This window comes from Caballeronia sp. LP006, from assembly GCF_031450995.1.
Classification (GTDB): Bacteria; Pseudomonadota; Gammaproteobacteria; order Burkholderiales; family Burkholderiaceae; genus Caballeronia.
The window spans coordinates 2,293,338-2,306,722 of record NZ_JARTVW010000005.1 but is presented as its reverse complement, the minus strand read 5'-3'; the positions used below and the strand labels follow the sequence as shown (position 1 = coordinate 2,306,722).

Annotated in this window: 9 protein-coding genes and 1 tRNA gene; all 10 read left to right on the top strand. The window is 59.0% G+C overall.

Translation table 11 applies throughout. The features are described from left to right. The first annotated feature begins 180 nt into the window (after positions 1 to 180). The 10 genes from cysS to P9250_RS27300 all read left to right on the top strand — a co-directional run bounded on the left by cysS (position 181) and on the right by P9250_RS27300 (position 13,347). On the top strand, positions 181 to 1,578 hold the full coding sequence (cysS, locus tag P9250_RS27345) for a cysteine--tRNA ligase (RefSeq protein WP_250465166.1): 1,398 nt from the start codon (positions 181 to 183) through the stop codon (positions 1,576 to 1,578). A gap of 47 nt (positions 1,579 to 1,625) precedes the next feature. Continuing rightward, positions 1,626 to 2,690 carry a DNA-3-methyladenine glycosylase gene (locus P9250_RS27340; RefSeq protein WP_250465165.1) on the top strand — a complete coding sequence of 355 codons (1,065 nt, stop codon included), beginning with the start codon at positions 1,626 to 1,628 and terminating at the stop codon, positions 2,688 to 2,690. Positions 2,691 to 2,808: 118 nt separating this feature from the next. Beyond that, a complete protein-coding gene (locus P9250_RS27335) occupies positions 2,809 to 3,780 on the top strand; it encodes an acetyl-CoA carboxylase carboxyltransferase subunit alpha (RefSeq protein ID WP_244825547.1) in 972 nt (323 codons plus the stop codon). 12 nt (positions 3,781 to 3,792) lie between these two features. Beyond that, complete coding sequence (gene tilS, locus P9250_RS27330) at positions 3,793 to 5,217, top strand: tRNA lysidine(34) synthetase TilS (protein ID WP_310396202.1); 1,425 nt, start codon at positions 3,793 to 3,795, stop codon at positions 5,215 to 5,217. A gap of 446 nt (positions 5,218 to 5,663) precedes the next feature. Beyond that, positions 5,664 to 6,914, top strand: coding sequence for an aspartate kinase (locus tag P9250_RS27325; protein ID WP_244825543.1), 1,251 nt, complete (start codon positions 5,664 to 5,666; stop codon positions 6,912 to 6,914). Positions 6,915 to 7,113: 199 nt separating this feature from the next. Beyond that, a tRNA-Ser gene (locus P9250_RS27320) sits at positions 7,114 to 7,206 on the top strand. 1,010 nt (positions 7,207 to 8,216) lie between these two features. Then, positions 8,217 to 9,347 carry a glycosyltransferase gene (locus P9250_RS27315; RefSeq protein ID WP_310396907.1) on the top strand — a complete coding sequence of 377 codons (1,131 nt, stop codon included), beginning with the start codon at positions 8,217 to 8,219 and terminating at the stop codon, positions 9,345 to 9,347. A 112-nt stretch (positions 9,348 to 9,459) separates the two neighbouring features. Further along, positions 9,460 to 10,617: a polysaccharide biosynthesis/export family protein gene (locus P9250_RS27310; RefSeq protein WP_250465163.1), complete on the top strand. Its 1,158-nt coding sequence runs from the start codon at positions 9,460 to 9,462 to the stop codon at positions 10,615 to 10,617. A 49-nt stretch (positions 10,618 to 10,666) separates the two neighbouring features. Then, a complete protein-coding gene (locus P9250_RS27305; RefSeq protein ID WP_250465162.1) occupies positions 10,667 to 11,113 on the top strand; it encodes a low molecular weight protein-tyrosine-phosphatase in 447 nt (148 codons plus the stop codon). Next, on the top strand, positions 11,110 to 13,347 hold the full coding sequence (locus P9250_RS27300) for a polysaccharide biosynthesis tyrosine autokinase (RefSeq protein WP_250465161.1): 2,238 nt from the start codon (positions 11,110 to 11,112) through the stop codon (positions 13,345 to 13,347). Before P9250_RS27305 ends, P9250_RS27300 begins: the two co-directional genes overlap by 4 nt. Positions 13,348 to 13,385: the final 38 nt, after the last annotated feature.

The following is a 13,385-nucleotide window of genomic DNA, read 5'->3' as shown; positions in this document are numbered from 1 at the left end:
GGCATCGGACTCGTTGGACTTTCTTGTTGGACTTTCCTTTTCAGCCACTCGTGGCCGTCTTCGTTCTGGTCGCATGACCGTCGTGTCGCTTTCGCGAGTGCGCCTTGGCCGTAAAGCCCGCATCGACACGCCGCATGCAATGCCATGCACGAATGTTCCGGGTTCACGCACTGTCTCTCTATGAATTCGCTGCGCATCTACAACACGCTCGCGCGTGACAAGCAATCCTTCACGCCGCTTCGCGCTGGCGAGGTACGCATGTACGTCTGCGGAATGACGGTGTATGACTATTGTCACATCGGCCATGCGCGCGTGATGGTGGTGTTCGACATCGTGCAGCGCTGGCTGCGCACGCTCGGCTATAAAGTCACGTACGTGCGCAACATCACGGACATCGACGACAAGATCATTCGTCGCGCGGTGGACAACGGCGAGCCCATCAAGGCGCTCACCACGCGCTTCATCGCGGCCATGCACGAAGATGCCGATGCGCTCGGCGTCGCGCGTCCGGACCTCGAGCCGCGCGCAACCGACTTCATTGCGCAGATGCTCGGCATGATCGATGCATTGCAGGCGAACGGCTATGCCTATCACGCGAAAGACGGCGACGTGAACTACGCCGTGCGCAAGTTCGCTGACTACGGCAAGCTGTCGGGCAAGTCCATCGAAGACTTGCGCGCGGGCGAGCGCGTCGCCACCAACGACGCGAAGGAAGATCCGCTCGACTTCGTGTTGTGGAAGCAGGCAAAGGCCGGCGAGCCACAGGACTCGGGCTGGGACTCGAAGTGGGGACGCGGGCGTCCAGGCTGGCACATCGAGTGTTCGGCCATGGGCTGCAGCTTGCTTGGCGACCGGTTCGACATTCATGGCGGCGGCCAGGACTTGCAGTTCCCGCACCACGAGAACGAGATCGCGCAGAGCGAAGGCGCGACCGGGCAGACGTTCGTGAACTACTGGATGCACAACGGCTATGTGCAGATCGACAACGAGAAGATGTCGAAGTCGCTTGGCAACTTCTTCACCATTCGCGAAGTCCTTGAAAAATTTGATGCCGAAGTGGTGCGTTTCTTTATTGCACGGGCACACTATCGGTCGCCGCTGAACTACAGCGACGTGCATATCGACGATGCCAAGAACGCATTGACTCGCCTCTATACGGCGTTGAAAGATGTCGAGCCGGACAATCGGCAACTTGACTGGAACGAGGCGAACGCGCAGCGTTTCCAGTCTGCGATGAACGACGACTTCAACACGCCCGTGGCGGTCTCGGTGCTGTTCGATCTCGCGAGCGAAGTGAACCGCACACGCGACACTTCTCTCGCGCGCCAGCTCAAGGGTCTCGCCGGCGTGCTGGGTCTGCTCGGCCGTGAGCCGCGCGCTTTCCTGCAGCAAGCAGGCGGCGCGGCTTCGACCGAAGGCCTCGCGCCGCAAGAGATCGAAGCGAAGATCGCCGAACGCGTTGCCGCGAAGCAGGCAAGGAACTATGCCGAAGCAGACCGTATTCGGGCCGAATTGCTCGAAGCCGGTATTGCGCTTGAAGACAAACCGGGTGGGTCGACCGAATGGCGCCGCGTGTGAACGCAGCCCTTCAAACCCTCTGATCGACTCATCAGGCAGGAGGCACGATGGCAACGGCCAGGAAGACGCCGGTCAAGCGACCCGCGTCTGTCAGGAATGCATCGCCCGCGACGAAGCGAACGCGCGCCGAGCAAGCGACGACAAGCACGCTCAAGAGTGATGGTGCAAGAGCTTCGGCTCAGAAGGCAGTCAAGCGCGCGGCACTCAAACGTAGCGACGGCACGCGTCTGAACGGCGTAAGCCGTGAGGACGTAAAAGCGGATGCAAAAACGGACACGAAAGCGATCCGCGCATCCGCGCGCGTGACAAAAACGCGCAGCGAGGAAGCGGAAGCGTCGCCCGTCAAGGCGAACGGACGCGCGCATGCCGGCGATGCCACGAACGCGCAAGCGCTCGTCGCCGACAAGGAGCGCGGTGAAGTCGTGCGCAAGTCGCGCGTCGTCACGGCGGATGCCGAGGTGCCCGTGCAGATCGGCGGACTCACGCGCGAAGTCGTGCGTCCCGATTACTGGGACAAAGCGTGCGCCGACCTGATGAAGCGCGACCGCATCCTCAAGAAACTCATTCCGAAGTTCGGCCAGATGCATCTCGTGAATCTGGGCGATCCCTTCTCGACGCTCGCGCGTTCGGTTGCTGGCCAGCAGATCTCGGTGAAGGCCGCGCAAGCCATTTGGGAGCGCGTGAAGGGCGCTTGTCCGGATGTCGTGCCGGCGCGTTTCATCAAGCTCGGCCCGGAGAAGCTTCAGGCGTGCGGCTTGTCCAAACGCAAGACGGAGTACATTCTCGATCTCGCGCAGCACTTCGTATCGGGCGCGTTGCACGTGGATACCTGGGCGTCGATGGACGACGAAGCCGTGATCGCCGAACTGACGCAGATTCGCGGTATCGGGCGGTGGACGGCGGAGATGTTCCTCATCTTCAACCTGGCGCGCCCGGACGTTTTGCCGCTCGACGACCTCGGTCTTATTCAGGCGATCAGCGTCAACTACTTCAGCGGCGAACCTGTCACGCGCAGTGAAGCGCGCGAAGTGGCTGCTAACTGGGAGCCGTGGCGCACGGTTGCAACGTGGTACATGTGGCGCAGTCTCAATCCGATTCCCGCGGACCATTAAGAACCGACTAAAAGATTGGCGAACTATCGTTGATTTATAATCGATAGTTCCCGCGCGCATTTATCAGGGACGGACGCGGTTAAAATACGCCCTGCCCGATGTTCTAGGACTCGAACACATGAAGACCACGTTTCTGGATTTCGAGCAGCCGATCGCTGAACTCGAAGCGAAGATCGAAGAACTCCGCTTCGTTCAGGACGATTCCGCTGTCGATATTTCGGAAGAAATCGAGCGGCTGTCGAAAAAGAGCCAGCAGCTCACCAAAGATCTGTACGCGAATCTGTCGCCGTGGCAGGTATCGCAAATCGCGCGGCATCCGCAGCGTCCGTACACGCTCGACTACGTGAACGAGCTGTTCACGGACTTCCATGAACTGCATGGCGATCGTTCCTATGCGGACGATCTCGCCATCGTCGGCGGTTTTGCGCGTTTCAATGGTCAGCCGTGCATGGTGATCGGCCATCAGAAGGGTCGCGACACCAAGGAGCGCGCGTTGCGCAACTTCGGCATGCCGCGCCCGGAAGGGTATCGCAAGGCCGAGCGCCTCATGCGTCTCGCCGAGAAGTTCAATCTGCCCATCTTCACTTTCGTCGATACACCCGGCGCGTATCCCGGCATCGGCGCGGAGGAACGCGGGCAGTCGGAAGCCATCGGGCGCAATCTCTACGTCATGGCGGAGTTAAAGACGCCGATCATCACGACGATCATCGGCGAGGGCGGTTCGGGCGGCGCGCTTGCCATCGCCGTGGCCGACACCGTCATGATGCTGCAATTCTCCACGTACTCGGTCATCTCGCCGGAAGGCTGCGCGTCGATCTTGTGGAAGAGCGCGGCCAAGGCGCCGGAAGCCGCGGAAGCGCTCGGGCTCACGGCGCATCGGTTGAAGGCGCTGGGTCTCATCGACAAGATCGTGAACGAACCGCTCGGCGGCGCGCATCGCGACCCCAAGGGCATGGCGGCGCTTTTGCGTCGCGCACTTGCCGATTCCCTGCGCCAGTTCCAGGGCATGAGCGTGCAGGATCTGCGCGAGCGCCGCTTCGACAAGCTGATGGCGTACGGCAAGTTCAAGGAAACGCTGCCGGGCGCGTGATCCGCGTTCCTCATGGCGAACTTCGACACTGAAACCCCGGCCGGCCGCCTCGTTATCGAGGCGTTGCGCGGCGCTTTGTCGGAGGCGGCGCTGCCCGCCGACTCGCTACTGGCCGTCGCGCTCAGCGGCGGTCTCGACTCCACGGTTCTTCTCGATGCCGCCGTGCGCTGCTTCGGCGCATCGCGCGTGATCGCGCTGCATATCCATCACGGCCTGAGCCCTAACGCGGATGCGTGGGTATCGCATTGCGAGGCGCTGGCGGCCTCGCTCGATGTGCGATATGCGTCGCGTCATGTCGATGTCGTTCGCATGGGCGGCGAGAGTCTCGAAGCCGCCGCGCGCGATGCGCGGTATCGCGCGCTCGACGATCTCTGCGACGAGCAAGGCGCGGCGGCGCTTCTGATCGCGCATCACGCCGACGATCAGGCCGAAACCGTGCTGCTGCAATTGCTGCGCGGCGCGGGCGTCGCGGGCCTCGCGGCGATGGCGCCGCAGCGTCTTCACGCAAGCGAGGTGATGCGTCTGCGTCCGTTGTTGCGGCTGCTGCGCGCGCAACTCGAGCAATACGCGCATGAGCGCGACCTGAGCTGGATCGAGGACGAATCCAACGCCGACACGCGTTATGCGCGCAACGCGCTGCGGCATGACGTGCTGCCGGTGCTCGCCGTGCATTTCCCCGGCTTTCGCGATGCGCTCGCGCGCACGGCGTCGCATGCCGCTTCGGCGCAACGCTTGCTCGACGAGCTGGCGGGCATCGACATGGAAAAGGCGCGGCACGCGGAAGAAGGCGCGCTCGCGCTCAATGCGCTGCTCGCACTCGACGACGAGCGCGCGACCAATCTGCTGCGTTATTGGATGCGAGATCGCGGCTTGCAGGCGGCATCCACCGCGCGTGTCGCGGACATTTTGCGTCAACTGCACGCAGCCGCCGACGCGCGCGACGGGCACGCGCTTCGTATCGATCATGTGGGACACGCGCTGCGGGTTTATCGCAATGCGTTGTTCTGGGAGAAGGCCGACAGCGCCGATGCACCCGATCTCGACGACGGTCCGAGTCAAGCGAGAGCGTTGGTCGAACTGCGCTGGCAGGGCGAGGAAGTCTGGCGCTTGCCGCAGTGGCGCGGGTCGCTGGTGTTCGAGCCTGCCGCCGAACCGGGCGATGACGTCATCGCCGAAAGCGTGTTGCGCGCCGCGCCGTTGAGCGCGCGTTCACGCGCGGGCGGCGAGCGTTTGCGCGTTGCATCCGATGCACCTAGCCGCACGCTCAAGAATCTCTTTCAGGAGCGCGGCGTGCCAGCGTGGAAGCGCGATGTGCCGCTCATCTTCATCGGCGCGTTGCTGATGTTCGTGCCGCTCGTCGGCGTGAATCGCGAAGTCGAAAACGCGAAGGGGCCGTGGCGGCGGTTGATCTGGCGGCCGGATTTGTTGATCGCCTGAGGGCTGCGGTGTCCGGCTGGCAACGAGTTTCCAGTACAGGAGGGCAGCAACTTGCGCATGCCTCTTTTCGGGATGGTCCGCCGCAAACCCGTTAAAATAGACGCCCAGCCGCTTCATCTTGTAATTTCGGCTTCGATCCGGTACCGTAGCTCGTTTGTCCGCTTGGCGTTTTGCTCGTCATCTCCGTCCAAAAGACGTGATATTCAACGTTAAATCGCCAGCCATCGCGCGAATTCGCTGCGTACCAACCGCGCGACTTTCATGCGCGATTGGCTAACGCAACTGCTGCCTGGTATTGCAATCCGGTACCCCAAGCACGCGGCGGCATATGCGCCAACGCGTCGCGTCGCCAGCTTCAAATCATCCCCGAAGTGATCGGCCACAACGCTTAAAGCGCATTGCAACGAGCGCATGAAGCGCGGTTTTCCTTCCAGTTCAAAACGACAATGGCACTCATCGTACACAAATACGGCGGCACTTCGATGGGCTCGGTCGAGCGCATCAAGAACGTCGCCAAGCGCGTCGCCAAATGGCACAAGGCAGGCCACAAGCTGGTCGTCGTGCCCTCGGCGATGTCCGGCGAAACCAACCGCCTGCTCGGCCTCGCGAAAGACATCACGCCCAATCCGGACCCGCGCGAACTCGACATGATCGCCTCCACCGGCGAACAGGTCAGCGTGGGCTTGCTCGCCATCGCGCTGCACGCCGAAGGCCTCGAAGCCGTGAGCTACGCCGGCTGGCAAGTGCCGATCAAGACGGACAGCGCGTTCACCAAGGCGCGCATCAGCGAAATCGACGGCGAGCGCGTGCTCAAGGATCTCGATGCGGGCAAGGTCGTGGTCATCACGGGCTTTCAGGGCGTCGATCCGGAAGGTCACATTGCCACGCTCGGGCGCGGCGGCTCGGACACCTCGGCGGTCGCGATCGCCGCGGCGCTCAAGGCCGACGAGTGCCTGATCTATACCGATGTCGACGGCGTCTATACGACCGATCCACGCGTCGTCGAAGAAGCGCGCCGGCTCGACCGCGTGACTTTCGAAGAGATGCTGGAGATGGCGAGCCTGGGCTCGAAGGTGCTGCAGATCCGTTCGGTGGAATTTGCCGGCAAGTATCAGGTGAAGACGCGTGTGCTCTCGAGCCTGACCGACCCGCTTATGCCGCTCGAAAAGGAAATGCACTCGGGCACCCTGATTACTTTTGAAGAAGACGAGAACATGGAAAAAGCAGTGATTTCTGGCATCGCGTTTCAGCGCGACGAAGCGCGCATCGCCGTGATGGGCGTGCCGGACAAGCCGGGCGTCGCGTATCAGATTCTCGGACCTGTCGCCGATGCGAACATCGACATCGACATGATCATTCAGAACCAGAGCGTGAACGGCAAGACCGACTTCACGTTCACGGTGGGCCGCGGCGACTATCAGCGCGCGCTCGAGATCCTTAATGGCCAAGTGAAGGGCCACGTGCAGGCCGAGACCGTGCTGGGCGACCCGAAGGTGTCGAAAGTGTCGGTGGTGGGTGTCGGCATGCGTTCGCACGTGGGTATCGCGAGCACCATGTTCCGCACGTTGTCGGAAGAGGGCATCAACATCCAGATGATCTCGACTTCCGAAATCAAGATCTCCGTGCTGATCGACGAGAAGTACACCGAACTCGCGGTGCGCGCGCTGCATAAGGCGTTCGAGCTCGATCGCGCTTGAGTGTTGCTTGAGTCTTGTTTGAGTGTGGCGTTGAGCGTTGCGACGGGTTCGAGGGCTCATGCACTGTTGCGGTTCGCGTAAGCCATGAGCCGATGCGTAATCGATTGGAAAAAATCGTTATGCGAATTTGACCGGCGCGAGCGAACACGCTATTATCTCGATCTCGTTGCACTGCACTCCCGGTGCGACGAACAGTTTGGGAGACGTGGCCGAGTGGTCGAAGGCACTCCCCTGCTAAGGGAGCATCTGGCTAAAAACTGGATCGAGGGTTCGAATCCCTCCGTCTCCGCCAGTAGTAGTAGAAAAGCCCCGCAAGGTTAAAAACTTGCGGGGCTTTTTGTTTTTGGGCGGTGATCGGGCCCGGTCGCGTGAGATTCAATCTTGGCTTGCGTTGACAACTTCTAGCAGCCATGCATGGCGATTCGCTATGTCGCTTGCCAGAGCAGTGCTCGCGCGGAACTGTCTCCCTCTTTTTCAAGCGCGGGGTTGTTCGCGTCTTGAATTCGAGCAATCGCGCGTCTGGCATGATGAGATCGCGTAGTCAAACATCGAAAACGCGCACACGCACACGCTCCATTCGATCCACACGTTGATCGCAGTATGCTCCGGCGGCGCTGTCGGAACCCTTAGCCGCCGCGCACGAACAGTAAGCGCGCGAAACGTCCGCCGCGCAGAAATCTAACCTCTAAAACGCGTGAAGCCGGACCTCTCATCCGGATCGCGCCATCTCGCTTTCTTTCGCACGTCTCTCCGAAACTCGATGTTTATCCCTCGATACAAACGGAATTATCCTAACGGTTTGCACATTTTGTCTCGGAATTTCTTGGAAGACTAAGACATGTCTGTAAAAGAGCTTACGCGTACGTCGATTAAGCCTAAGAATGCGATGAAATTGCACAGTTTATGTCCTGATCGCTGCCAGACTTTTTACAACTGCTAGTACACTTGCTCGTTGTTAGCATTTACATCAAAGCCCGTGAATTTTAGTAACGGCGATTGGGCAGCCGCCACCCTATGGTTCATCCTCTTAAGACATTTCCCAATAACGCTTGCGGCTCGTCCGTTGATATAGATTCAAAGGCCGTTACTGGAAATGGCGGAGCGCCTTGAAAGGTCAGCGTGAAACAAAGTGCTTTAGAAGTTGATAGGTCATTAGGGCCTGAAAGCGGTGATAATGAAAAGCATAAACAAGCGGACTATCTCGCATGTTTGGCAGGAAAGAAGAAGCCAATATTCACGCTTATTTTGATCTTGCGCAGAAAGGCTTTCGATTTTTAGGTTGAGGACTTGGTGGTGATTTCGATGTTGGTTGTGTTGATCGCGCTTCTGGTTTCCTTTGTTTCGGTACTGTTCATTGTTCGCTTCGAGCGCTGGCATGGTTCCTTCTCAATGGACCGCGATCTGGATGGGATTCAAAAAGTCCATGCGGTTGCGGTGCCACGAATCGGTGGCGCGGGGGTCATCGTCGCAGTCGCTGCTTCGTTACTCTTGAATGCCTTTCTGAATCCTTCGCATAACAGTAGCGAAGCTCTGATTTTGCTTGGCTGTTCCTTGCCCGCGTTCCTGTCAGGTTTCGCGGAGGATCTGACCAAGAAAATCAGCCCGAGAACGCGTTTGATCGCATCGATGATTGCGGCACTGCTTGCTTGCTTCGCACTCCGGGCGGTGGTTACACGAGTGAACCTTTCTTACGTCGATGCAGTGCTTGTTTTCTCGCCCATCGCGATTGCTCTGACAGTATTTTCAGTATCTGGCGTGGTGCATGCGATTAACATCATCGACGGTTTGAATGGGCTTGCATCGGTTGTTGCGATCATCATTTTAGCGTCGATCGGCCTGGTGGCGTTTCATGTGGGCGACTCGACAATTGTTATTGTCTCGTTGACGCTGATTGGTGCGATTACCGGTTTTCTTGCCTGGAATTTTCCGATCTCCCGAGTCTTTCTCGGAGACGGCGGCGCGTATTTCATCGGTTTTCTAATCGCCGAGTTGCTGATCTTGCTCACCATGCGCAATCCCAGCATTTCGCCGCTTTACGCAATTCTGGTTACGATCTACCCAGTCTTCGAAACCGTCTTCTCGATCTACCGGAGAAAACTCGTGCGTGGTTTGCCTGCCGGTGCGCCTGATGCGGTTCATTTGCATACACTGGTTTATCGTCGCGTGCTTGGCGGAGAATTGAATCGATGCGATTCACGCGCCTTAAGTCTCAGAAATTCCCGGGCATCTCCTTATTTGTGGACACTGACGCTTTGCGCGGTCGTTCCGGCAACCTTGTTTTCAGAATCTCCAGTTCTTCTCGGCGCGTCGGCACTCCTCTTTATTGCCACCTATGTCTGGTTGTATGCCGCAATCGTGAGATTTCACGTGCCGGCTTGGCTTCGGCCAGCGCCTGTCAAGGAGCAACCTATTGTCGTGCACGCTGAACAATAAAAAGGTCTCTGTTTTTAACCCTGAAATTTTGATTGAGAACACGGACTAAGGCCGACGCCGATTCAGCGTCAAGCCAGTGTTTGAACCGAATTGAATTGAACACCCGCAAGCAATGGTTGATTTGAAATTTTCCGGCCGTCTCAAGTTGGCTCTCGCTATCGCAATGCTGCCCGCCCTGCTTGGCGCATGCGCGCTTGCCCCCGGCATGCGACTCGATCCCAAAGCACCAGTCGACTCTTCCGACCCAGCCTCAACACCCGACATCGCGACCATCACGCCGCAACTGGTCAGGCAGCAAAAGGCTGAGCGCGATGCCACGTCCCAAGGCGATTATCGCCAGCTCATCGGCTATCCCAATCATTACGTCATCGGGCCGGCCGATGTGCTTTCCATCATCGTTTGGGATCACCCCGAACTGGTCGTTCCAAATCTGACCTACAGCATCGGCGATACAGCCGGCACGCTGCCCAATGGGCCGGGTCTCAGCACACAGACGGTCCCCGGCTTCGTCGTCGGGGATAACGGCGACATTCAGTTTCCATATGTTGGAAAAGTGAAGGCTTCTGGCGGAACCGTCGCTCAATTACAAGCGACGTTGAAGCGCCTTCTCACGCCTTATCTGAGAAATCCGCAACTGACGGTAAGCGTAGTCGCCTATCGCAGTCAGCGCGTGTTCGTGGAGGGCCAAGTCAATCAGCCTGGCATCAAGCCGATCACGAATGTCCCGATGTCCCTGTCGGAAGCGCTCAGCGAGGCCAATGGCGTCACCGCCGGCGTGGGCGACACGAGCCGGATTCAGATCTTGCGTAACGGCCGGACCTTCCAGATTAGCTTGCCGCAACTCGCGGAACAGAAACTCGATGCATCGATGATCTTCCTGAAAGACCGCGATGTCGTCCGTGTCTTGCCGCAGACCTATAACCAGGTGTTCGTCACCGGCGAAGTAATGCGCCCGATGACGCTGTCGATGCACGACGGTCGGCTTACCTTGAATGACGCACTGGCCTCGGCTGCCGGCGTGAATCCTTCGACGGCCGAAGCGGCAGGAGTTTACGTCGTACGTCCGACCGAAGACCCGGCCGCGCCGCAGGTCTTTCATCTCGACAGCACATCGCCGGTGGCACTGGCGCTCGCGGAGCACTTCGAGCTGCAGCCAAAGGATGTCGTCTATGTGGACGCCACTGGTCTTGCTCGCTGGAACCGCATTGTCAATCTGCTCTTGCCGAGCGCGCAAGGCGCGAACATCGGGCGCCAGGTCGCGGGCTATTGATCATGTCCTCACGCACGACTCGCATGAACGATCGCACAGGAGTCTCGGGATGATCGACTCCGTTCTCCTCGTGTGCGAGGGAAATATCTGCCGCAGTCCGATGGCAGCGGGTTGGTTGCAGTCGAAAGTGCCGTCGCTGGAAGTCTGGTCCGCCGGAATCAGCGCGCTTGCCGGACAGCCGGCCGATCCATACGCACAAGGCGTGATGATGGATCACGGCATCGACATCTCGTCTCATCGTGGCGCGCAGTTGAGCGGCTTCGACTGCAAGCGCGCCGAGTTGATCCTCGTAATGCAGGAACAGCAAAAGCGCTATCTGGAGAAGCGATATCCGTTTGTAAAAGGTCGCGTCTTCAGGCTAGGTCAATTCAGTAACTTTGAAGTACCGGACCCGTACCGAAAAGAACGGAATGTTTTCGAAGACTGTTTTGACTTGATCGAAAGAGGACTTTCGGACTGGGTCGGGCGAATTGAATCAACGCGTTGGAAGTTATGAAACAAGAGAATCTACCGGTTATGTCGCATGGCGAGAGCAGCGATCAACTAAGTATCGTCGAGTTGCTGGACGCCCTGTTGGATCACAGAAAGCTGATTGCCATCGTCGCTGCGCTGTTCGTGATCGTCGGCGCAATGTATGCGTTTCTCGCGACGCCGGTTTATAGCTCGCGCATTCTGGTAGCCGTCGAAGATTCTTCCGATGCGGCCAGCGCTAAGAACTTACTTAGCGATGTTTCCGCCATGTTCGATGTCAAATCGTCAGCGGATGGCGAAATCCAGATTCTTGGTTCGCGGCTCGTCGCGTCCGGAACGGTCGACGCGCTGAAACTCAATGTCGAAGCGAAGCCACGCTATTTTCCCGTGTTCGGTAAATGGATGGCATCTCACAACGACGGACTGTCGAATCCTGGGGTATTCGGTTGGGGCGGTTTCGATTGGGGCAGCGAATCGATCGAGCTTGCCGCCTTCGAGGTTCCCCGCAAGCTTCAGGGACGCAGCTACGACCTGACAGTGCTGAAGGACAACCGGTACAGCCTGAGCGGTTACGGACTGGAATCTCCAGTGACGGGTTCTATCGGCACCGAAGAGAAGTTCAACTCGAGCTTCGGCGCGCTCACCCTGAAGGTCACCAAGCTGTCCGGAAGACCGGGCGCCAGCTTCGTCCTGAAATCTCGTTCGAGCCAACTCACGACCGATGACCTCATCAAGTCGTTGCAGATCATCGAGCAGGGCAAGCACTCGGGCGTGATTTCCGCGACGCTCGAAAGCACGGACCCCGTGCTTTTGAGCGACACGCTGAATGAACTCGGCCGCCAATACGTCAAGCAAAATGCCGACCGCAAAGCGGCTCAGGCGGAACATTCCATCTCGTTCCTCGACGCTCAGCTTCCCGTCATGAAGCAGCAACTCGAAGACGCTGAAGCGAAGTTGAGCGAATATCAAAACAGTCACACGATCGTGGACTTGTCCGAGGCCGGCAAGGTCAGCTTGCAGCAATCGGCCGACGCGGAGACACGCCTCATCGCGATGAAGCAAAAGCGCCAGGACTTGGCGACGCGTTTCGGTCCGATGCATCCGTCGTTGCTCGCTATCGACGAACAAATTGCGACGAACCAGAAGCAGATCGATAGCATCGCCGCGCAGATTCGCCAGATGCCGCTGACCGAGCAGGACATGCTCAAGCTTCAGCGGGATGTGCGTGTTTCGACGGACCTGTATGTCGCCATGCGCAGCAACGTCGAGCAGTTGCGTCTGGTGAAGGCGGGCAAGATCGGCAATGTGCGGATCGTCGATACCGCCGATATTCCCGAGCGCCCGGTCAAGCCGCGCAAGCTGATCGTCATGGCCGCTGCGGCGATCGTCGGTCTGTTCCTCGGAACTTTGCTCGCACTCGTGAAGGACCGCTTGTTCACGGGCGTCACCGATCCGATTTCGCTGGAAGAGCACACCGGTCTCAGCGTCTACGCCACGATTCCCGTTAGCGACAAGCAGGCCGAACTCATCCGTAACCTGCGAAGCGACGGTTCGCGCCCGCTGGTGCTCGCGAATCTGTATCCGAACGATCCAGCCGTGGAGAGCCTGCGCAGTCTTCGGACCGCGTTCAAGTTCGTCGCATCGGGTGGAAAAAATAACGTCGTGTTGATCGCGGGTCCGACACCGGGAATCGGCAAGTCGTTCGTGTCCGTCAACTTCGCGACGGTGCTGGCGTCGAGCGGCGCCCGCGTGTTGCTCATCGATGCGGACATGCGCAAGGGTTATCTCAACCGGTACTTCGGTCTGGGGCGCGATGCCGGGCTGTCCGACGCGATATCCGAAGCCAGGTCGGTCGATTCTGTCGTGCATCGGGACGTTCTTCCCAATCTCGATTTCGTCTCGTCGGGCAATTATCCGCAGAACCCTGCGGAAGTGCTCTCGCATAAAAACTGGGGCGATTTCATCTCGGCGGCATCCCGTGCCTATGACGTCGTCATCGTCGACGCGCCGCCAGTACTCGTCGTTTCCGACGCGGAAACCATCGTTGGCTCGGCGGGCAGCGTCTTCCTCGTCACGCGCTCTGGCGTGACCCGCGGCGGAGAGGTCAGCGAATCCATCAAGCGTCTGACGCAGACCGGCACGCAAGTCACCGGCTTGCTGTTCAACGCAATCAAGCCGCGCGGAAGAATCTATGGCTACGGCGGCCGATACCAAAGCTATCGCTATACCGGAGACGGTTACTACCAGGACCGCTCCTGATCGCAGCACTCGCTAAAAGCACGCCGTGACGAATTCGG

Coding starts and splice junctions, on each gene's coding strand:
- cysS (WP_250465166.1), top strand. CDS start 181: ATGAATTCGCTGCGCATCTACAACACGCTCGCGCGTGACAAGCAATCC.
- P9250_RS27340 (WP_250465165.1), top strand. CDS start 1,626: ATGGCAACGGCCAGGAAGACGCCGGTCAAGCGACCCGCGTCTGTCAGG.
- P9250_RS27335 (WP_244825547.1), top strand. CDS start 2,809: ATGAAGACCACGTTTCTGGATTTCGAGCAGCCGATCGCTGAACTCGAA.
- tilS (WP_310396202.1), top strand. CDS start 3,793: ATGGCGAACTTCGACACTGAAACCCCGGCCGGCCGCCTCGTTATCGAG.
- P9250_RS27325 (WP_244825543.1), top strand. CDS start 5,664: ATGGCACTCATCGTACACAAATACGGCGGCACTTCGATGGGCTCGGTC.
- P9250_RS27315 (WP_310396907.1), top strand. CDS start 8,217: ATGTTGGTTGTGTTGATCGCGCTTCTGGTTTCCTTTGTTTCGGTACTG.
- P9250_RS27310 (WP_250465163.1), top strand. CDS start 9,460: ATGGTTGATTTGAAATTTTCCGGCCGTCTCAAGTTGGCTCTCGCTATC.
- P9250_RS27305 (WP_250465162.1), top strand. CDS start 10,667: ATGATCGACTCCGTTCTCCTCGTGTGCGAGGGAAATATCTGCCGCAGT.
- P9250_RS27300 (WP_250465161.1), top strand. CDS start 11,110: ATGAAACAAGAGAATCTACCGGTTATGTCGCATGGCGAGAGCAGCGAT.